At 69.3% G+C, this 17,511-nt stretch carries 18 protein-coding genes; 8 read left to right on the forward strand and 10 right to left on the reverse strand.

Annotated elements, in window-relative coordinates:
- Window positions 1-64: 64 nt before the first annotated feature.
- Together IE231_RS12805 and IE231_RS12810 are read right to left on the reverse strand one after the other, a co-directional pair.
- Window positions 65-886, reverse strand: a complete 822-nt coding sequence (locus IE231_RS12805; protein ID WP_189694368.1) for an oxidoreductase — start codon at window positions 884-886, stop codon at window positions 65-67.
- 157 nt (window positions 887-1,043) lie between these two features.
- Window positions 1,044-1,349: a rhodanese-like domain-containing protein gene (locus IE231_RS12810; RefSeq protein ID WP_189694369.1), complete on the reverse strand. Its 306-nt coding sequence runs from the start codon at window positions 1,347-1,349 to the stop codon at window positions 1,044-1,046.
- Window positions 1,350-1,480: 131 nt separating this feature from the next.
- Between IE231_RS12810 and IE231_RS12815 the strand changes: the two genes are divergently transcribed.
- Both IE231_RS12815 and IE231_RS12820 read left to right on the forward strand, forming a co-directional pair.
- Entirely contained in the window at window positions 1,481-1,738 is a 258-nt protein-coding gene (locus IE231_RS12815) for a metal-sensitive transcriptional regulator (protein ID WP_189694370.1), read from the forward strand.
- A 63-nt stretch (window positions 1,739-1,801) separates the two neighbouring features.
- Complete coding sequence (locus IE231_RS12820) at window positions 1,802-3,007, forward strand: aminotransferase class I/II-fold pyridoxal phosphate-dependent enzyme (protein WP_189694371.1); 1,206 nt, start codon at window positions 1,802-1,804, stop codon at window positions 3,005-3,007.
- A gap of 15 nt (window positions 3,008-3,022) precedes the next feature.
- Here IE231_RS12820 and IE231_RS12825 read toward each other — a convergent pair whose 3' ends face one another.
- The 6 genes from IE231_RS12825 to IE231_RS12850 all read right to left on the reverse strand — a co-directional run bounded on the left by IE231_RS12825 (window position 3,023) and on the right by IE231_RS12850 (window position 11,021).
- On the reverse strand, window positions 3,023-4,483 hold the full coding sequence (locus tag IE231_RS12825; RefSeq protein WP_189694372.1) for a DUF5129 domain-containing protein: 1,461 nt from the start codon (window positions 4,481-4,483) through the stop codon (window positions 3,023-3,025).
- A 132-nt stretch (window positions 4,484-4,615) separates the two neighbouring features.
- Complete coding sequence (locus IE231_RS12830; protein ID WP_189694373.1) at window positions 4,616-5,614, reverse strand: aldo/keto reductase; 999 nt, start codon at window positions 5,612-5,614, stop codon at window positions 4,616-4,618.
- Window positions 5,615-5,639: 25 nt separating this feature from the next.
- Window positions 5,640-6,926: an amidase gene (locus IE231_RS12835; RefSeq protein ID WP_189694374.1), complete on the reverse strand. Its 1,287-nt coding sequence runs from the start codon at window positions 6,924-6,926 to the stop codon at window positions 5,640-5,642.
- The gene (locus IE231_RS12840; protein WP_189694375.1) at window positions 6,919-8,385 is read right to left on the reverse strand and encodes a TIGR00366 family protein; all 1,467 of its coding nucleotides are present in this window, start codon (window positions 8,383-8,385) and stop codon (window positions 6,919-6,921) included. The genes IE231_RS12835 and IE231_RS12840 overlap by 8 nt, the downstream gene beginning before the upstream one ends.
- A 117-nt stretch (window positions 8,386-8,502) precedes the next feature.
- The gene (locus IE231_RS12845) at window positions 8,503-8,931 is read right to left on the reverse strand and encodes a GNAT family N-acetyltransferase (RefSeq protein ID WP_189694376.1); all 429 of its coding nucleotides are present in this window, start codon (window positions 8,929-8,931) and stop codon (window positions 8,503-8,505) included.
- Between the two features lie 731 nt (window positions 8,932-9,662).
- Window positions 9,663-11,021: an MFS transporter gene (locus IE231_RS12850; protein WP_189694377.1), complete on the reverse strand. Its 1,359-nt coding sequence runs from the start codon at window positions 11,019-11,021 to the stop codon at window positions 9,663-9,665.
- 482 nt (window positions 11,022-11,503) lie between these two features.
- On the opposite strand from IE231_RS12850, the gene IE231_RS12855 reads away from it, so the two are divergent.
- The 4 genes from IE231_RS12855 to IE231_RS12870 all read left to right on the forward strand — a co-directional run bounded on the left by IE231_RS12855 (window position 11,504) and on the right by IE231_RS12870 (window position 14,560).
- On the forward strand, window positions 11,504-11,866 hold the full coding sequence (locus IE231_RS12855; RefSeq protein WP_229866886.1) for a YidH family protein: 363 nt from the start codon (window positions 11,504-11,506) through the stop codon (window positions 11,864-11,866).
- Window positions 11,863-12,225, forward strand: a complete 363-nt coding sequence (locus IE231_RS12860) for a DUF202 domain-containing protein (RefSeq protein ID WP_189694378.1) — start codon at window positions 11,863-11,865, stop codon at window positions 12,223-12,225. Before IE231_RS12855 ends, IE231_RS12860 begins: the two co-directional genes overlap by 4 nt.
- Before the next feature lie 116 nt (window positions 12,226-12,341).
- Entirely contained in the window at window positions 12,342-13,154 is an 813-nt protein-coding gene (locus IE231_RS12865; protein WP_189694379.1) for a formate/nitrite transporter family protein, read from the forward strand.
- A gap of 101 nt (window positions 13,155-13,255) precedes the next feature.
- A complete protein-coding gene (locus IE231_RS12870) occupies window positions 13,256-14,560 on the forward strand; it encodes a DUF2254 domain-containing protein (protein WP_189694380.1) in 1,305 nt (434 codons plus the stop codon).
- 190 nt (window positions 14,561-14,750) lie between these two features.
- On the opposite strand, the gene IE231_RS12875 is transcribed toward IE231_RS12870, so the two are convergent.
- Window positions 14,751-15,152, reverse strand: coding sequence for an Hsp15 family ribosome-associated heat shock protein (locus IE231_RS12875; RefSeq protein WP_189694381.1), 402 nt, complete (start codon window positions 15,150-15,152; stop codon window positions 14,751-14,753).
- 64 nt (window positions 15,153-15,216) lie between these two features.
- Between IE231_RS12875 and IE231_RS12880 the strand changes: the two genes are divergently transcribed.
- Complete coding sequence (locus IE231_RS12880; RefSeq protein ID WP_189694382.1) at window positions 15,217-15,363, forward strand: hypothetical protein; 147 nt, start codon at window positions 15,217-15,219, stop codon at window positions 15,361-15,363.
- Between the two features lie 87 nt (window positions 15,364-15,450).
- On the opposite strand, the gene IE231_RS12885 is transcribed toward IE231_RS12880, so the two are convergent.
- Window positions 15,451-15,945 carry a uracil-DNA glycosylase family protein gene (locus tag IE231_RS12885; protein WP_229866940.1) on the reverse strand — a complete coding sequence of 165 codons (495 nt, stop codon included), beginning with the start codon at window positions 15,943-15,945 and terminating at the stop codon, window positions 15,451-15,453.
- Window positions 15,946-17,030: 1,085 nt separating this feature from the next.
- Here IE231_RS12885 and IE231_RS12890 point away from each other — a divergent pair.
- Window positions 17,031-17,474: a GNAT family N-acetyltransferase gene (locus IE231_RS12890; RefSeq protein WP_201896964.1), complete on the forward strand. Its 444-nt coding sequence runs from the start codon at window positions 17,031-17,033 to the stop codon at window positions 17,472-17,474.
- Window positions 17,475-17,511 lie beyond the last annotated feature (37 nt).

A 17,511-nucleotide genomic window follows, 5' to 3' on the forward strand; every position in this document is an offset into this window, starting at 1 on the left:
TGTTCGTGTCAGGTGCGTTCGTTCGCGTCGTATGCCTTCGTCGCGTCGGGCACCCCGGGGACGCCTAATGGCGGTACACAGCGCGGACGATGAGGTCGAACGCGCGGTCCGGGAGGACCTTCCGCAGCGCAAGCAGCGGCTTCGCACCGGCGCCGACCCTATAGCGCGGGGCGGGCCGGGACGACTGGACCGCCTCGACGATCACGTCCGCGACCGCCTCGGGTGGCGACCCGAGCCCGGGGCGGTCGGCAGTCTTCATCACGCCGGCCACGCGGCGTGCGTTCTTCGCGTAGGGCCCGCTCCCGGAGACTGCGAGCAGCGATTCCCGGGCGATCCCGCTCCACTCGGTCCTGATCGAGCCCGGCTGGACCACGATCACCCGCACTCCGAAGGGGCGCAGCTCGATGCGCAGCGAGTCGGAGAGGCCCTCGACGGCGAATTTGGTGGCGTGGTACCAGGAGCCGAGCGGCTCGTAGAACTGGCCGCCCATGGAGGAGACGTTGACGATCGTCCCCGAGCGGCGCTCCCGCATGCCGGGCAGGACGAGCTGGGTGAGGCGGGCGAGGCCGAACACGTTGACCTCGAACTGGCGCCGGCCCTCCTCGAGCGGCACCTCTTCGAGCGAGCCGTACGAGCCATAGCCGGCGTTGTTCACCAGGACGTCGATGCGCCCGGCCTCGGCCAGGACCTTCCGGACCCCGTCGGTGAGCGACGCGTCGTCCGTGACGTCGAGCGCCAGGAGGCGGGCGCCGTCGTGCGCGAGGCCGTCCATCCGTTCGACCCGGCGCGCTGCGGCGTAGACGGTGAAGCCCGCGGCGAGGAACGCGCGCACTGTGGCCGCGCCGATTCCGCTCGACGCGCCGGTGACGAGGGCAACGTGCTGCATGGGGCCCACGCTACCGTGCGGAAACAGGGCATGACAGCAAAACCCCGCCGAGTAGCGGGCCATGGTGGGAAGGGGGGATCCCACCATGACTCGATACCCCGCGGGGTTTAGGACAGTTTACCTAACGCCCGTCAGGAAAACTATGGCTCACGGCGTGTCAGGCAGGACTCACCGTGGGGCGGCCCTCGGCCTGCCACTGCATCATGCCGCCGGCCATGCTGTAGACCTCGAAGCCGAGCGACTCGAGCGCCTCCGCCACGCGGCCGCTGCGGTTGCCCGACCGGCATACCACGTGGACAGGACGGCTCTTGTCGAGCTCGCCGAGGCGGTCCGCGATCTGGCCCATGGGGATGTGGCGCGCGCCGGGCATCATGCCCTCGGCCACTTCGAAGTCCTCGCGGACATCGACGATCTGGGCGGTGTCGACGGCTGCAGCGGTCTGGGACGTGGTGGTCTCGATCATGGGTGGCTCCTGGAAGGTTCGGATTCTGGGGCTCACTTCGAGTATGCAATACCCCATGGGGTATGTCAAAATACCCGGAGGGGTAGAATGGAAAGCCCCTGTGGGAACCCTGCGTAGAGAAAGAAGACGCCATGAACGTCGAACCCGAATCGATGAAGTCCGCCGTGAACCGCCTCAAGCGCGCCCAGGGCCAGCTCAACGCTGTGATCCGGATGCTCGAGGAAGGGCAGGACTGCAAGTCCATCATCACCCAGCTTTCAGCCGTCTCGAGTGCCGTGGACCGCGCAGGGTTCGCCATCATCGCCACCAACCTGGAGCAGTGCCTGACGAACCCCGAGCGCGGCGGCGACGTCGCCGAGCTCGAGAAGATGTTCCTCAGCCTCGCCTGATCCGGTGTGTACCGGCCCGGTGCCGTCCACCCGCGGGCCCGCCCCTGTGACAAGCTGGGGCCTATGAGCCCACATCTCGCGCCGTCGTCCCGCTCCCAGGTGCCGCCGTTCGCGGTCATGGACATCCTGGCGCGGGTCGACGCGCTCAGGGCCCAGGGACGCGACGTGGTGAGCCTGTGCGCGGGCGAGCCCTCGGGTGGCGCGCCCGCCGCGGTCTCGGCGCGGGCGGCCGAGATCCACGCCTCCGGGCGCGCCCTCACGTACACGCCGGCCCTCGGCACTGCGGAACTGCGCGGTGCGATCGCGGACCACTATCGCCGCTGGTACGGACTCGGCGTCGATCCCGGCCGTGTCGCCGTGACGACAGGCTCCTCGGGCGCCTTCGTCCTCTCGTTCCTGGCCGCGTTCGAGGTCGGCGACCGCGTGGCACTCGCGCGCCCGGGCTACCCCGCGTACCGGAACATCCTCACCGCACTGGGCTGCGACGTGGTGGAGCTCGACGCCGGCCCGGACACTCGCTACCAGCCCACCCCCGCGATGCTCGACGCCGCAGCGTCCGAGCGCGGTCCGCTTGCCGGGGTGGTTCTCGCCTCGCCCGCCAACCCGACCGGGACCATGGTGAGCCGGGAGGAGCTGGCCGCGATCGCGGACTGGTGCGCGGCGAACGGCGCGCGCCTGATCAGCGACGAGATCTACCACGGCATCACCTACGGCCCGGGGCTGGAGCGCGCCGCCTCGATGGGCGTCTGCGCTTGGGAGGTGAGCCGCGAGGCCGTGGTGATCTCGAGCTTCTCGAAGTACTGGGGCATGACCGGCTGGCGTCTCGGATGGGCGCTGCTGCCGGAGGAGCTCGTGGGACCCGTGGATGCTCTGGCCGGGAACGTGGCGCTCTGCCCGCCAGCGCCGTCCCAGCTCGCGGCCGTCGAGGCATTCTCGCCGGAGTCCTACGCCCAGGCCGACGCGTGGGTCGCGGACTACGCGCGCACGCGGCAGACCCTCCTCGACGCCCTCCCCTCGCTGGGCTGGGGCCCGGCCGCCCCGGCCGACGGCGCCTTCTACCTGTATGCCGAGCTCGGGGACCAGCTGGCCCGCTTCGGCGACTCGCGCGAATACGCCCGCCAGCTGCTGGAGTCTGAGGGGGTCGCACTCGTGCCCGGAACGGACTTCGACTCCGTCCACGGCGGCCGGGCCGTCCGGCTCTCCTTCGCCGCCGGCCAGGCTGCCGTCGAGGAAGCCATCGCGAGGATCCTGAGGTTCCAGGGCGCGTAGGCGGGCCGTCTGGCTTCAGAAGCCCGACGAGCTGCCTGAGCCTGAGAAGCTGCCGCCGCTTCCGCCATACCCGGTGCTGGAGGACGAGCGCGCGGAATCGACGGCCGAGTATCCGGCCGAGATCCCGCTGTTGAAGTTGACGATGCTGATCACCGGCAGTCCCGGGTACGCGACGTCGAGGATGCTCCCCTGGGTGCGGTGCCTAGCGCGCCAGGACGCGGTCGAGGCGTCGAGCTTCTTGCGCATGAGGTCGCGTTCCCTCTGGTTCTTCGCGTGCTCGTCGATGACGGCGACGGCATGGCGGTCGAGGAGCTGGCCCAGGCGCTCCCGCTCGGCCTTGAGCCCGTCCAGCGCCTCCTCGGGTGTAACGGTCCCGTCCTGAAGTGCGGCGCCGAGGCGCTCAAGCCGGTCACGGGCCATGGCGGCTCCAGCCCGCAGCGCCTGGGCCGTCTCCGGCCTCCCCTCGGTCCGCTCGGCCGCCAGCATGTCATCGATGCCGTCGAGCTGCTCAGTGAGCTCACCCGTCTGCCGGCTCCATGCAGCGTGCCAGCGCGAGCCGAGGTTGAGGATCGAGTTGGCGTCGGCAATCGCGTCGTCGAGCCCGTCGAGGGTCTGGGCAATCTCCTCGTAGTGCCTCGCGTCCTTGAGGCTCGCGCGGCGGGACCGCTCCCTGGGGCCCATGGCCGTAAGCCGGTCCCTGAGCCGGGTGGCCTCTCGGTGCTGCGCCCTGAAGCTGTGCCAGCGCTCGAGGATCAGGCCGCCGTAGGAGGAGGACTCAGGGATGGTGGAGGCGTTGAGCTCCGTCTCCTCGAGCTTGAGCGTCACGGACGCGTACGAGGAGTCGCCCGCCTCCATGGCCTCGGCGAACTTCCTGCGCCGCCAAGCCCGGACCCCGATCCACGTGCCGGCAGCCCCGAGGGCCAGGACTCCCGCGGCGCCGGCGCCGATGAGCGCACCGGGCGAGAGATACCACGGGCGGCCGATCCGGGAGGCCGCCGATTTAACCCCGGCGATTGTCCCGTCCGTCCACTGCGCGGCACGGAACAGGTCCTTCGTGTCGTCCTGGATGGCCTTCTGCTCGTCGAGGCCCACCTTGCGGTCCTCACCGAAGTAGGTCCCGACCTGGCGGCCGGTCGTATCGAGCGCGAAGATGAACAGCCCGTCGGCCCACTTCTGGCCGTCTGCACTGATCCATTCGGGATGGCTGGCCCGGGCGAACTGCAGCACGGCCTCGTTGAGGTTGTCACCGGGCTTTCCCGCGCGGGTGAAGACCGCGACCTTGGTGGGCTCGTAGAACGAGATCCTCGCGAGCGCAGGATCCAGCTGCGGCCGATACAGTGCACCCGCGGTGTCCTCGACCACCACGGATGTGGGCGGGTCCGCGAGCGCTGCGGGCGCGTCGAGGCCAGCGAGCATCGACATGAGAATTGCTGCGCCGAGGGCCACCGCCACCAGCAGTCTCGAGAGCAGTTTCATGGCGCCCCCCACCGTCCCCTCACCGAGCGCGGCCCGAGGTGAGCCGACAACGCCAGCCTAGGCACCGCCGTCGGGCGCCCACATCCGGCGAAGGACCCTATGTGGAGAACTTCCCTGGATCGTCAGGAACGCTCAGACGCCGAACTGCTCCGTGTCCACATCGGCCTGCCCGGCCGGCGAGTAGCGGCCCCCGGACACGGTCCGCTCGTTGACGAGCTCGTCGACCTGCCGGAAGACGCTCGGCGGCAGCTCGAGCCATCCGGCGGCGAGGTCCTCGTCCAGATGCGCTGGACTGCGGGTGCCGGGAAGGGCGATCACGTGCTCGCCCCGCGAGAGCACCCAGGAGATCGCGAGCTGCGCAGGGGTGCAGCCGACATGGTGTGCGAGGGCCGCGAAGCGGTCAAGCAGCGCGAGGTTGGCGGGCCAGTGGTCCGGGTCGAAGCGGGGAACCGTGTGCCGGAAGTCCCACTCCGGGAGCGTGGACGGGTCCCGGAGGACGCCGCCGAACGCGCCGCGGCCCACGGGGCTGAAGGCCACGAACGCGATGCCGAGCTCCAAGCACGCCTCGAGCGTGCCCAGCTCGGGGTTGCGGGTCCACGGCGAGTACTCGTTCTGGAGCGCGGCGATGGGGTACTCGGCGTGCGCCCGGCGCAGCGTCTCCGTCCCGATCTCGGAGAGGCCGACGGCGCCGATCTTGCCCTCGCGGACCATGGCGCCGAGTGCCCCGACAGACTCCTCGATGGGCACGCTGCGGTCCCAGCGGTGGAGGTAGTAGAGGTCGATGTGGTCGGTGCGCAGACGCTCCAGGGAGGCGTCCACGTGGGCGCGGAGCGACTGCGGCCGGCCGTCGATCACGCGTTGGCCGTCCTCGGACACCATGCCGCCCTTCGACGCCAGGAACAATTCCTCCCTGCGGCCCGAGAGGGTTTCACCGAGCAGCGTCTCGTTGGCGGTGGCGCCGTAGATTGTGGCGGTGTCGAAGTGCATGACCCCAGCATCGAGGGCGTGGAGGAGGAGCCTCGCGGCGTCCTCGCGGGAGGGGAGCGGCCCGTAGGCGTGGCTGAGGTTCATCCAGCCGAAGCCGACGGGTCCCACGTTCGTGCCGGCGATCATGCGCGGAGTCAACGTCATGCTTCGAGTCTTCCAGACGGAGGGCTCACTCGCGCATCAGCGTGGCGGGCCGCGCCCCTTGCATGAGGTGGGCGGCGACCGCCAGCAGGCGATCGTCGTCGTGGAGCCGACCGACCAGCTGGACCCCGACCGGGAGCCCCGACGGCCCGGTCAGCAGCGGCAGAGACACGGTGGGGCACCCCAGCAGCGTCCATGCCCTGCAGAAGATCGGGTCTCCGGTACCCTCTGTGGCTGGCGGCGCTTCCCCCAGGACCGCCGGCACTGCCAGCGCGTCAACCCCCGAGAAGAGCCCATCGAGCTCGCGCCGGCAGCCGGAGGCGAGGTCCAGCGCGTCGCGGTAGTCGGGCTCGGGGATCGAGGCGCCGCGCCGCAGGAGCGCTACCAGCCGCGCACTGACGAGTTCCCCGTGCCCCTCGCACCGCGGGCCGAGGTTCCTGGCGGCCTCGTATTCCATCACGGTGTTCTGGGCGGCGGCCAGACCGGCGAAGCTCTCGGGAAGCTCGACGTCGACGGCATCGATCCCGCGGTACCGGAGGCGCTGCTTGAGCCGCTCGATGCCGTCGCGCGTGTACTGCTCGGCCTGCAGCCACTCGGGCGGGCGGACAAAGCCCAGCCTGGGGTTCTGCAGGGGTGGTGGCGGGGCCTCCGGCTCGCGCCGGGGATCGCCGCGCAGCACGCGGAACACCTCGACGGCATGTTCCACGTCCCGTGCGAGCAGCCCCACCGTGTCCAGCGTCCCGCTGACGGGGAGCACGCCCTCCCGGTCGAGGGTGCCGAACGTCGGCTTGAACCCGACGATTCCGCAGAAGGAGGCCGGTCGGGTGATCGACCCGGCGGTCTGGGTGCCGAGGGCCACGGGAAGCAGGCCGGCGGCGACAGCCGCCGCGGAGCCGCTCGAGGAGCCGCCTGGGGTCCTGAGAGGGTCGAGCGGGTTGCGGGTGGGGCCCGCCTGGAAGAGGGCGAACTCCGTGGTGACGGTCTTGCCGACCAGCAGCGCGCCCGCCGCGCGCAGCGCGCGCACCACGGCGGCGTCCGACGACGGGCGGTGCCCCCGGTAGACGGGAGAGCCGTACTCGGTGGGGGCGTCCGCGGTGTCGATGAGGTCCTTGACGCCGATCGGCACCCCGCGGAGTGGGAGGCCCTCCGCCGGGGCCGCGTCCAGCTGCCGTGCCGCCCGGCGAACCGCGTCGTCGTCCAGGTGTGCGAAGGCCCTGAGCCCAGGCTCCCGCTCCCTGATCGCCGCAAGGCACGCCTCCGCAGCCTCGGCCACGGACCCACGGGCCAGGGTCCGACGGCGCGGCCGCTCAGACATGGGGCATGATCAGCATCGTGATGCTGAAGATCACGAAGCCCACGAGGAACGCTGCCACGGTGTACCCCATGACCTTCCGGACGCTCAGCTTGGCGATGGCGAGCACCGGCAGCAGCCAGAACGGCTGGATCATGTTCGCCACCGCCTCTCCCGCGGCGACGGACATGGAGACCTTGCCCAGATACGCCGGTGAGCTCTCGCCCAGCTGGCGCGCTGCTTCGACCGCGATCGGGCCCTGGACACCCCAGTGGCCGCCACCCGAGGGCACGAAGAGGGAGATGATGATGGATCCCAGGAAGTTCAGGAATGGGAGCGTGGCACTCGTGGCGCCCGCCACGATGGATGCGGAGATGACGGCCTGCAGGGGCTTGGTGTGCGCGTCCGGGGCGTAGGCGAGCAGTCCCACGATGCCGCCGTAGAGCGGGTACTGCAGCAGCAGCGGGCCGCACGTCTTGGCCGCGTCGGTGAAGGCGCGGATGAACCGGATCGGCGTGCCATGCAGGAGGGCCGCGAGGATCGTGAAGAGCATCACCATCGAGGAGATGTTCAGGTTGAAGCCGCTGATGACGAAGTAGGCGGCACCGGCCAGGAAGAGCAGGACGTTGAGGATCCAGAGCCCCTCGAGCCGCTCGGCGAAGGAGCGGCGTGCCCCTGCCGTCGGTCCGGCCTGCAGCGTCCCCGCCGACGACGCTCCCGCCTCGAGGACGTCGGCGCCGAGAAGCGCCTCCCGGTCCACAGCGTCGGCCTCGTGCGGTGCCATCTTCCACACCAGCAGCGCCAGCGCCACGATGAGCACGATCACCGTGACCCAGCTGTACGGCTGGAGGATGGTGAGTTCGAGCGGCACAAGCTGGTGGGTCGCGGTGTAGATGACGTTGAGCTTGCTCGTCGGGTCGGTATTGGCGAGGGCGATCGAGCTGGAGAAGCCGTTGGTCCAGAGCATGTAGCCCATGTAGCCCGCGGCGATCATGTACCCGAAGTTCGCGTTGGAGAGCCGGGCGAAGATCCGGCGGCCGAGCAGCGCGCCCACCACGAGGCCGAGGCCCCAGTTGAGGATGTTCGCCACCGCGGCGGCGCCGAAGCACATCAGGGCGCCCTCGATCTGGTTCCGTGGCTTTGAGGCAAGCCAGTTCAGGCCCTTCTTCACGGCTGGCGCCTCAGCGAGCGTGTAGCCGCTCACGAGGATCAGCACCATCTGCAGAGCAAAGGTGAAGATGTTGTTGGTGCCCCACACGCCCTGGTACCAGCCCTCGAGGATTCCCTGCGGTGAGGCATGGGGAACCCACAGCACGATCATGACGACCACGACCAGAGTGAGGATCACCGCGAAGAGGAACGGATCCGGCATGAACCGCTCCACGTAGCGGACGCAGAGGTCGGTGAAGCGCTGGATCAGGGTCTTCCGCGGGGCCTCGGCCGCGGTGGCGCCGCGGGGGCCGGTCTTCGGTGTGCTCGACATCGTCTTCCTCAGGGGTCGCGTCGGCACGTCCCGCCGTCTGGGCTCCGTTGGCCGACACACGGGAAGCTACCATTTGGTAGGACCACATCAAGTCGAAACGCCGGTGATCGAGATCACTCAGAGGCGGACGACCGTCTCCCCGTCCGCAGCCGTGATGTCCGGCCCCTTGAGGTCGGGGGCGGTGGACGCTTCGAAGAGGATCAGCTCTGCTCGTCCGTTGTCTTCCCTCACCCCGCGGATTTCCTTGGCTCGGCCCTTGGGCTGGAACCCCAAGGCCTCGTGCATCTGGATCGAGGCGATGTTGTGCTCGTTCGCGAAGTAGTAGGCAGTGGACGACTGGGTCCAGATCCACTCAAGCCTTGCTCGTGTGAGCGCAGACCCGATTCCGAGCCTTCGGCTCTCCGGCGCACCAGTAATGCCGCCCAGATAGTGGCCCGCCGGTGCGGCTCCGACGGGTTCCTCGTAGAAGTGGGTCTTGGCTATGCCGACGACTTGGTCGTCCGAGACCGCGGCAAGGACAACGCTGTCCTTCGATGAGACGAGCATCGCCGCGGTCCATCGCGGGCGATCGCTCGCGTCGCACAGGGCTTCAACCGCTGGCAGATCATCCGGGGTCGCTTCGCGAATGAACACGAGGACAGCTATTCAGGGAACTGTCATCGGCCCCGGCGCTTTCCCCGATCCGTAACCGCCGCCACCCGGGGAAGCGAGTGATCCCGCAGCCCAGGTCGAATGGCCAGACGAGCGATCGTGCGATAGTTGCGGCATGAAGCGGGGGAAGCGGGTTGCAGGCGCGGTGCTAGCCGCCGTCATCGTCGTCGCGCTCGCTGTTGTGGGGATTCAGGCTTGGAACGTCCATCAGATGACCTCTGACTGGGCGCTTTGGCCGAAGGCGGTGCCGTCAAAAGTGCAGTTCTCCCATCGTGATTACCAATGCGGGTCCAACCCGACACCAATCACCCGTTCCCTCGAGGGATTGGCGAAACGGGGAAGAACCGCCGGGGGAGCTGACATTTACGCGGCTGGGCCGGACGCACCAAGCGGCACTGTGACCTGGATCGTCATCGCGGCGAACCGAGCCACCTACACATGCAATCTCATGGGCGGCCCGTAGCCGCAGCCGAGCAACGCCAACGCGACAGGGGCGCTGGGTGTACTCCCTGCGCCCCTGCCTCGTTGATCAGCGGACTACCGTGCGGGCTCGATCTTGCCGGTGCCCTACCGAGCGAGATGGTGGCCTGCCGCGCCCCGGCGCGGTGGCGGCAGTCGACGCGCCGTTAGGTCCGCGCTGCGGGCTCCGAAGGCGTCGCGCCGAGGAGGGCCTTCCCCCTGGTCTTCGGGCCGAAGAGTGCCAGCGCGATGGCACCCACCATCCAGGTGGCAGCGATGAAGATGAAGACGCTCTGGTATCCGGTGCCGTTGTAGAGGGCAGCGATGATCAGCGGTCCCACGGCGTTCGACAGGCGGCCCAGCCCGTAGGAGATGCCGGTGCCCAAGGACCGGGCCTGCGTGTCGAAGAGCTCCGGTGAATACGCATAGGCCACTGCCGTGTAGCCGCGTTCGAACATGTTCACGAGGAACCCGAACGCCACAATCATGATCGGGTTGAAGGTCAGGCCGTAGAGCAGGCCGCTGACCGCAATGGCCGTCCCGAAGACAACCAGCGACCACTTGCGCTCAAACCGATCGGCTACGAGGGCGGCCAGGAAGGACCCGAGCGGCGCGCCGACCGTGGTCAGCGCGACGTAGAAGACGGAGCTCTCCACCGTGAAGCCCTGCTTGGTCAGTAGCGATGGGGCCCAGCTCGAGTAGCCGAAGAAGCCGATGGTCTGCGTGACCCACATGAGGGAGAGCAGCAGCGTCGGGAAGAGGTACTTCTTCTGCAGGAGCATCCTGAGGCTGGCCTTGCCCGGTGTCGAGGTCTGGACCACGGCGACTGGTTCGGGAAGCGGGCCCTTCTCGGCAGATACCAGCGCCTCGATCTCACGCAGCACCTCGTCGGCCCGCTCGGGCTGGCCCTTGCTCTCGTACCAGCGCGGAGACTCCTTCAGGTGTCGGATGAAGAAGACGAAGAGGAGGCCCAGCGCACCCCACAGGTACACGAGCCGCCACGACCAATCGGAGAGCGGAACAACGAGGCTGGCAATGAGGTTCGTGGCCGGCGTGCCGCAGATCCCGATCACGATCGCGTACGCCTGGTACTTCCCGCGGACCGCCGCCGGGAAGATCTCGCTGACGTAGATCACGGCGACTACGGTCATCGCCGAGAGGCCGGCGGAGGTGAGCACCCGGAAAGCCCCGAGCGAGACGAGGTCCCACGAGAACACGGACGCCAGGGAGAAGACGCCGAACCAGACGGTGGTGAGGGTCAGGGCGTTCTTGCGCCCCCACCGGTCAGCAATCCAGCTCGCGACGATGGAGCCGATGAACATCCCGACGAAGGACAGCGATGTGACGTACGCGATCTGGTTCACCGTCATGCCCCACAGCTTGATGAGCTTCGGGGCGGTCGTCGCGAAGGTGTTGACGTCGGCGAACTCGAAGAAGTACGCGAAGGACACCGCGACCAAGGTGATCTTGTGGAAACGCGAGATGGGGAGCCTGTTGAGGCGCCCCACGGCGTTGGATTGGTTCACTGCTGGGCTTCTTTCTGGAGGGCACGGTCTCGGCACCGCGTCAGGCGCAGGGGCGTGCGGCGTGTCACGGCGAGAATAGTTCCTTCCGAGTTTTGTTGACAAAATCTGTGGAGATTCTGCTCACGTTCCGGGACCCGCCTGAGGGGTCGATCCCCTCCGCGAGGCCACTGCATTCGCAGCCTCGCCGGCGGCGGGATCTGGCTCATTGCGCTCTTCTGGGCAGGCATCCTCGCCCTCGCCGGGCGGCCGGGCGGAGCGACCGAGGACAAGGGCCGCGTCATCGACTGACAGTGAGGCCGGTGCATCGGCGGGCGGCCGGGCGGAGCGACCAGCGCTCCGCCCGGCCGGTTCTCGCTCCCGGTGAAGTAGCCTGAAACAGACCCGACCAAAGGCGAAGGCACGAGCATGAATCACGACGACGAGGCGCACCCGGGCGAAACGATTTCGGCAGATGGACAGGGTCCGAGGCAGGGCCGCAGCCTGTGAAGCTCAGGGAGCCGCAATGGCGGCGCGAGGGCGAGATGCCCGACTACCGGTTCTCGATGGCCAACGAGCGCACGTTCCTCGCGTGGATCCGGACGTCGATGGCGATCCTTGCCGGCTCCATTGCCATTGACCAGCTCACCCCTGACATCGCGCCCGCCCCGGTCCGCGTCGTCCTCTGCCTGGTGCTCGCCGCGATTGGCGCCCTCCTGGCCCTCGAGGCCTATCGCCGCTGGTCGCTGCAGGAGCAGGCCATGCGCCACCAGCGCGAGCTCCCGCACGCGTGGCTGCTCGTGGCAATGACAACCGTCGTGGCCCTCGCCGCCCTCGTCTTCGCGGTCCTCATCCTCCTGGCCCGATGACGCCGACCCCATCCGGCGCCGACCGGGCCCGCGACCCCGGGCTGCAGCCCGAACGCACCTCCCTGTCCTGGGGCAGGACACTGCTCGCCCTCCTCGTCTCAGACCTGCTGATCTGGCGTTCGTGGAGCCGATCGCTGTCGAGGCATGAGGGCAGGATCGAGGGCAATGCCCTCACCCTGGGCGTGGCCGCTGGCGTCGCTGCAGCGGCCACCGTCGTCATCGCATACTGCGTCCTCCACCGCACCCGCAGCCTGCGCGCCGCCAGTGAAGCTCCGCCTGCGTGGACCATGGCGACGGTGACCGCGGCTCTGCTCGCCATGGCCGCGGCCACGACGGTCTCGATCCTCCTCGGCAGGTAGTCGCTTGCCGCCGCCGGGCGAGGCTGACCGGCTGGTTGGGGTAACGGGTGGACCATGGAACACAGCCAGGCATCGAATGCAGCCATGCGCACAGCGCCCCGACGGGAGGACACTGCATGAGCGATGAGGACCGGCGGCGGGAGCTGGGCAGCAACGAGGGTCCCGTCGAGGAGGAGATCGAGGAGTCCTTCGACCGGATCGTGACCGAAGGAGCGCAGCGCCTGCACCGAACGTGGCGCACCGTGCTCATCACCGGCTTCTTCGGGGGCCTCGAAGTCGGGCTCGGGGTCATGGCCTACCTCGCCGTCGAGCACTCGACCGGAAACAGGCTGCTGGCCGGGCTGGCCTTCGGGAGCGGGTTCATCGCCCTCCTGCTGGCCAAGAGCGAGCTGTTCACCGAGGGATTCCTGGTGCCGATCGCTGCGGTGGCCGCGCGCCAGGCACGGTTCGGGCAGCTCCTCAGGCTCTGGCTGGGCACACTCCTGGCGAACCTCGTCGGCGGGTGGTGCTTCATGTGGTTGGTCATGCAGGCCTTTCCCGATTGGGCTCCCACGGTCATCGAGTCCGCCCGGCACTTCGCCGAGGCCCCTCCCACGCTCCAGTCCTTCTGCCTGGCCATCCTGGGGGGCAGCACGATCACGCTGATGACGCGCATGCAGCAGGGCACCGAATCGGTTCCGGCCAAGATCGTCGCCGCCGTTGCGGGTGGCTTCCTGCTCTCGGGACTGCCGCTGTTCCACTCGGTGCTCGATTCCCTGCTGATCTTCGGCGCCCTCCACGCAGGAGCGTCGTTCGGCTACGGTGCCTGGCTGGGGTGGTTCGCCTACACGGCCCTTTTCAACGTCCTCGGCGGCTTGCTCCTGGTGACAGCACTCCGACTGCTGCGCAGCAAAGAACTCCTGAGCGAACGCCGGGCCCGCGCCTCCTGACTGGGCGCCTCCTGACTGGGCGCCTCCTGACTGGGCGCCTCTGACGCATCGGCTGCTTCTTGTCTTGACCGATGCCGCGTGGCGGTCCGACAGTGGCGTCTGTGAGGCGCGAGGCGGTGCGGGAATACTTGGCCAGTGCGCTCTGGGCGATGCCGACGGCGGCGGTCGTCCTCGCGCTCATCGTCGGTGCTGGGCTGTCCTCCGTCCTCGTCGATCCTGCGTCGCCGCTCGCCTTCCTCCTGTTCGAGGGCACCGCCGACGACGCGCGCAACCTCCTCGTCAGCATCGCCAGCACGATGGTCACCGTCATCGCGCTGGTCCTCGGCCTGACGGTGGTGGCCCTCCAGCTCGCGTCGACGCAGTTCAGCCCGCGGCTGTTGAGGAACTTCCTGCGGGACATCCCCAATCAGCTGACCCTGAGCATCTTCGTCGCGACCTTCGCCTACAGCACGGCGGGGCTGTACACGGTCGGCATCGCCAGCGGCCAGCGCACCGAGACCTATCCTCGGCTCGCCGTCAGCGGCGCGTTGCTCCTCCTGTTCGTGAGCATGGTCATGCTGGTCTTCTTCGTGCACCATCTCGCACACTCCATCCAGATCGACCAGGTGATGAAGGGCGTCGAGAAGGCGACGCTGAGAGTGCTTGAGCACTCCTTCGTCGAGGGAGACCCGCAGGTGCGCCTGCCGTCGCCGCCCGACGGGGCGATCGCCCTGCCAGCCACGAGGTCCGGGTACGTCCAGGCGATCCACGTAAGGCCCTTCGTTGAGGCGCTGGAAGCTCTGGGCATGAGCGCACTGATCGTGCCGATCGTGGGGCGGCACGTCGTAGCGGGGACGCCGCTCGCCTGGGTGTGGAACACGGACGACGGCGGGCGGCCTCCACTTGCTCCGCGGTCTCTGGCGGAGCTGCGCCGGGTGATCCTCCAGACCGTCAGGGTCGGGTACGAGCGCACCCTGGAACAGGATGTCGCCTTCGGCATCCGCCAGCTCGCCGATGTCGCGTCCAAGGCGCTCTCCCCCGCCGTGAACGACCCCTACACGGCGAACCAGGCGGTGGACCATCTGGCCTCCATCCTGGCTGCTTCCGCCGTCCGGCAGCACGGGCCCCGAGCTGTGGAGGACGGACAGGGGAGGGTGCGTCTGTACGTTCCCGCGCGCGACTTCGACTACCTCGTGGAGCTTGCGTTGGGCCAGGTGCGCCGGTACGGGGCGAACGAGCCGCGCGTGGTCCGTGCCCTTCTGCGGGTGTGCCGCGACGTCGGTGGGTTCGGCGGCGAGGCCCACCGCGCCGTCGTCCGGCGCTACGTCGAGACGCTGCTCGACGACGTCCAGCGCGTGGTTCCCCAGGCTGCGGACCGCGAGCCTCTGCTCGCGGAAGGGGCGGCAGTCCTGGCGGCGCTCGCCTGATCCGCTCATCCCCGGCGCGCAGTATCGGTGATCTGGCGGGCGAAGGCAGCTGCTTCCCGTCCGGTAAAGGATCCTCAACCGGGCGCACCCTTCGGCCACTTGTCGCTGCGAAGAACGCACCACATAGCGCTCCGATTCACACCGCGGAAGCCCGGGACCCCTCGATGTGTCTCAGAAACGATCGTCCCGATCACGCGCCCCGCCCCTCCCCGCGCAGCCGCTCCATCTCCCGCCGGTCCTTCTTCGTGGGCCGCCCGGCGCCTCGGTCCCGCTGCGGCAGGCCGAGGAACGGCGCGGGGGGCCGCTCGGGCGTGTGGTCGGTGTAGCACTTGGACGCCACCTCGGCACCGACGCGCTTGACGATGAGCACGTGGACCTCGAGGATCCGCTCGAACCCGGACTGCCGGACGCGGATCCTGTCCCCGGGCACGACGGTCTGTGAAGCCTTGACCGGCTCGCCGTTCAGCCGTATATGCCCGGCACGGCATGCGGCCGTCGCGGCGGAGCGGGTCTTGAAAGCGCGCACCGCCCAGAGCCAGGAGTCGATGCGGACAGCCGAGGGAGCCGAAGCAGGTCCGTTGGAAGGGGGCATGGTGCCCAGCATCTTACCGGCGTATCGTCATGTGCACCGGGGGGATGACCAAAGGAGCTCAGACATGCCTGACAAGCAGCCTCACCAGCCCGAGAACCACAAGAAGCCGTCCAAGAGCCTCAAGGAGCAGCGTGCGGCCAAGAAGGCCAAGAGGGCCGTCGCCCTCGACGCCGATCCCGTGGCGCACCTCCGCAAGCCGCGCAGCAAGTAGACCCTGACGTAGCCCAGACGCAGCGAGGCGGACGACGCCGGCCACTCGGCCGCCGTCGTCCGCCTCCGTGCGTTGGGGTGCTTTCCGCTACCGCCCGCTCTTGAGGCCCGCCCGGGCCATGGCGTCGGCATAGGCGCGGCCCATGTCGATGAGCCACTCGGTCTGGCGCTCCTTGGAGCCGGCGAACGCGCGGCCGTGCAGCGAGCGCGCCTTGTAGACCTTGAGGCCGCGGCGCCAGATGAGCGGGTTGTCCGTCTTGAGGAGCATCTGCGCGAGGCGGTTCGCCTCGGTGCCGTGGGCCACGATCGCGGAGACGCGCGGCACGGTCTTGAGGAACGTCAGCAGCGGCTTGAGGCCCGCGTGCAGCTGCTCGGGGGTGAGCTTGCCATTGGCCTCACCCGGGGTGAACCAGGGATATGCGTTCCACGGCATGGTCCACTCGGGGCGCAGGCCCAGCTGGTACTGCAGGCCGAGGAGGCGGGTCGCGGCCGCATCGTCACCGGCCCAGACGTAGCCTCGCGGGCTCGCCTCGCCGGTGTTGGAGAAGAGGCTCACGATCCTGGCCTCCTCCACCGAGTGCATCGGGTCCACGTAGGGCACCTCGAAGCCCGGGCGCAGCTTGCGCAGGAACTCGACGTGCTGGTTCACGGGGGCGATGTGCGGGGCGAAGTTCGGATCGGCCGAGATCGCCTGCGGCGCCGGAGCCTCGAGCGCCGCGGGGGCCTCCGACGCGACCGAAACCACTTCAACAGGCACCGTTGCCGCGGCCTCCGCCGCCGCAATCTCGAGCCCGGCCGCAGCGCGCCGAGCGGCCTCCTCGGCCTCGGCGGACGCTGCCAGCGCCTCCTGTGCGGCCTGCTCGGCGGCGGACGCCTCGGCTGCGGCCGCCTTGGCAGCCGCGGCCTTCGCCACAGCCTCGGACACCGCGCGCTTCGCCCGCTCCCCCGCCTCCGCGGCAGCGGCCCGAGTCCGCTCGACGGCGGCCCGCGCCTCGGCCACGCGGTCCTCCCGGTCGCCGTCCTCACCGGCCCCAGCACCAGGGCCACCCTCGGTGGCGACCACCGGCTCCGGCGCGAGCTCAGCGCTAGGCGCCGGTGCGGCGTCGTGCGTCTGGGGCAGCTCCGCGGGAGAGGCAGCGGGCGCCGTTTCAGGAACAGCCCCGACGGGCATCCGGGGAGCCACGTGCTTCACCACGACCTCGGATGCCGTGGGCAGCCGCTTCACGGTGGACGCCACGGGGGCCTTCCCGGTTCCGACGCGTGCCTTCGCAGCCGCCTTCTTCGGCGCCGCCTTGGGCTTGACCGCGTCGAAGTCGTCGTCCTCGTCGTCGAAGAGCCCGGCGAAGAGGTCGTCGAAGTCGTCGTCCTCGTCGTCGTCAACCTGCGGGCTGTAGCCGAAGCCCTCCTCGTACTTCGCATCGAGCTCGGAGCGGTAGTCGGAGTCGTCGTAGTAGTCGGGCTCGGCCAAGGCGGTCATGAGGGTGGGGGTCTCCTCTTTTCGGGCGCACGCCGGTTCCGGACACGCAGAGGACTCCGCGTCCGTTCCGGACTGTCATGGTGGGGTGGCGAGCCTGTGGGGTGGCTCAGCTCTGCGAGTCTAGCAAGACCCCGTTGGTGGTCGGTTCGCCTCGCGTTCACCTCGCGCGGCGATCGGCGTAGGCTCGGCCCGTGGATGCCGACAGCGCGCCGAACATCACACTCCGCCGTCTCGGGCCCGCAGATGCGGACCGCCTCGTTGCCGCCTCGGACCTGTTCGACCGCTCCGTGACCGAGGCCGGGGCCCGGGAGTTCCTCGCCAAGCCCGGCCACCACCTTCTCCTCGCCGAGGACCCGCAGGGGCGCGCGGTCGGGTTCGTGAGCGGCGTCGAGACGACCCACCCGGACAAGGGCACCGAGATGTTCCTCTACGAGCTCGCCGTCGCCGAGGACTGGCGCCGCCGGGGCGTCGCCAGCCACCTCATCAACGCCCTCGCCGAGATCGCGAGGGAGCTGGGCTGCTACGGGATGTGGACGGGAACGGACCACGACAACGAGGCCGCGCTCGGCGCCTACCGCTCCACCGGCGCTCGGCTCGAGCCCGGCACCACGATCGTGGTCTACGACCTCGCCTGAGCGCACACCGCACGACGGCGCGTGCTCCCCTCCCGGG

This window comes from Sinomonas cellulolyticus, assembly GCF_014656475.1.
GTDB lineage: Bacteria > Actinomycetota > Actinomycetes > Actinomycetales > Micrococcaceae > Sinomonas > Sinomonas cellulolyticus.

What these genes read in the sequence shown, in the direction of transcription:
- IE231_RS12805 (WP_189694368.1), bottom strand. Translation starts at nt 886, where the DNA reads ATGCAGCACGTTGCCCTCGTCACCGGCGCGTCGAGCGGAATCGGCGCG.
- IE231_RS12810 (WP_189694369.1), bottom strand. Translation starts at nt 1,349, where the DNA reads ATGATCGAGACCACCACGTCCCAGACCGCTGCAGCCGTCGACACCGCC.
- IE231_RS12815 (WP_189694370.1), top strand. Translation starts at nt 1,481, where the DNA reads ATGAACGTCGAACCCGAATCGATGAAGTCCGCCGTGAACCGCCTCAAG.
- IE231_RS12820 (WP_189694371.1), top strand. Translation starts at nt 1,802, where the DNA reads ATGAGCCCACATCTCGCGCCGTCGTCCCGCTCCCAGGTGCCGCCGTTC.
- IE231_RS12825 (WP_189694372.1), bottom strand. Translation starts at nt 4,483, where the DNA reads ATGAAACTGCTCTCGAGACTGCTGGTGGCGGTGGCCCTCGGCGCAGCA.
- IE231_RS12830 (WP_189694373.1), bottom strand. Translation starts at nt 5,614, where the DNA reads ATGACGTTGACTCCGCGCATGATCGCCGGCACGAACGTGGGACCCGTC.
- IE231_RS12835 (WP_189694374.1), bottom strand. Translation starts at nt 6,926, where the DNA reads ATGTCTGAGCGGCCGCGCCGTCGGACCCTGGCCCGTGGGTCCGTGGCC.
- IE231_RS12840 (WP_189694375.1), bottom strand. Translation starts at nt 8,385, where the DNA reads ATGTCGAGCACACCGAAGACCGGCCCCCGCGGCGCCACCGCGGCCGAG.
- IE231_RS12845 (WP_189694376.1), bottom strand. Translation starts at nt 8,931, where the DNA reads ATGCTCGTCTCATCGAAGGACAGCGTTGTCCTTGCCGCGGTCTCGGAC.
- IE231_RS12860 (WP_189694378.1), top strand. Translation starts at nt 11,863, where the DNA reads ATGACGCCGACCCCATCCGGCGCCGACCGGGCCCGCGACCCCGGGCTG.
- IE231_RS12865 (WP_189694379.1), top strand. Translation starts at nt 12,342, where the DNA reads ATGAGCGATGAGGACCGGCGGCGGGAGCTGGGCAGCAACGAGGGTCCC.
- IE231_RS12875 (WP_189694381.1), bottom strand. Translation starts at nt 15,152, where the DNA reads ATGCCCCCTTCCAACGGACCTGCTTCGGCTCCCTCGGCTGTCCGCATC.
- IE231_RS12880 (WP_189694382.1), top strand. Translation starts at nt 15,217, where the DNA reads ATGCCTGACAAGCAGCCTCACCAGCCCGAGAACCACAAGAAGCCGTCC.
- IE231_RS12885 (WP_229866940.1), bottom strand. Translation starts at nt 15,945, where the DNA reads ATGCACTCGGTGGAGGAGGCCAGGATCGTGAGCCTCTTCTCCAACACC.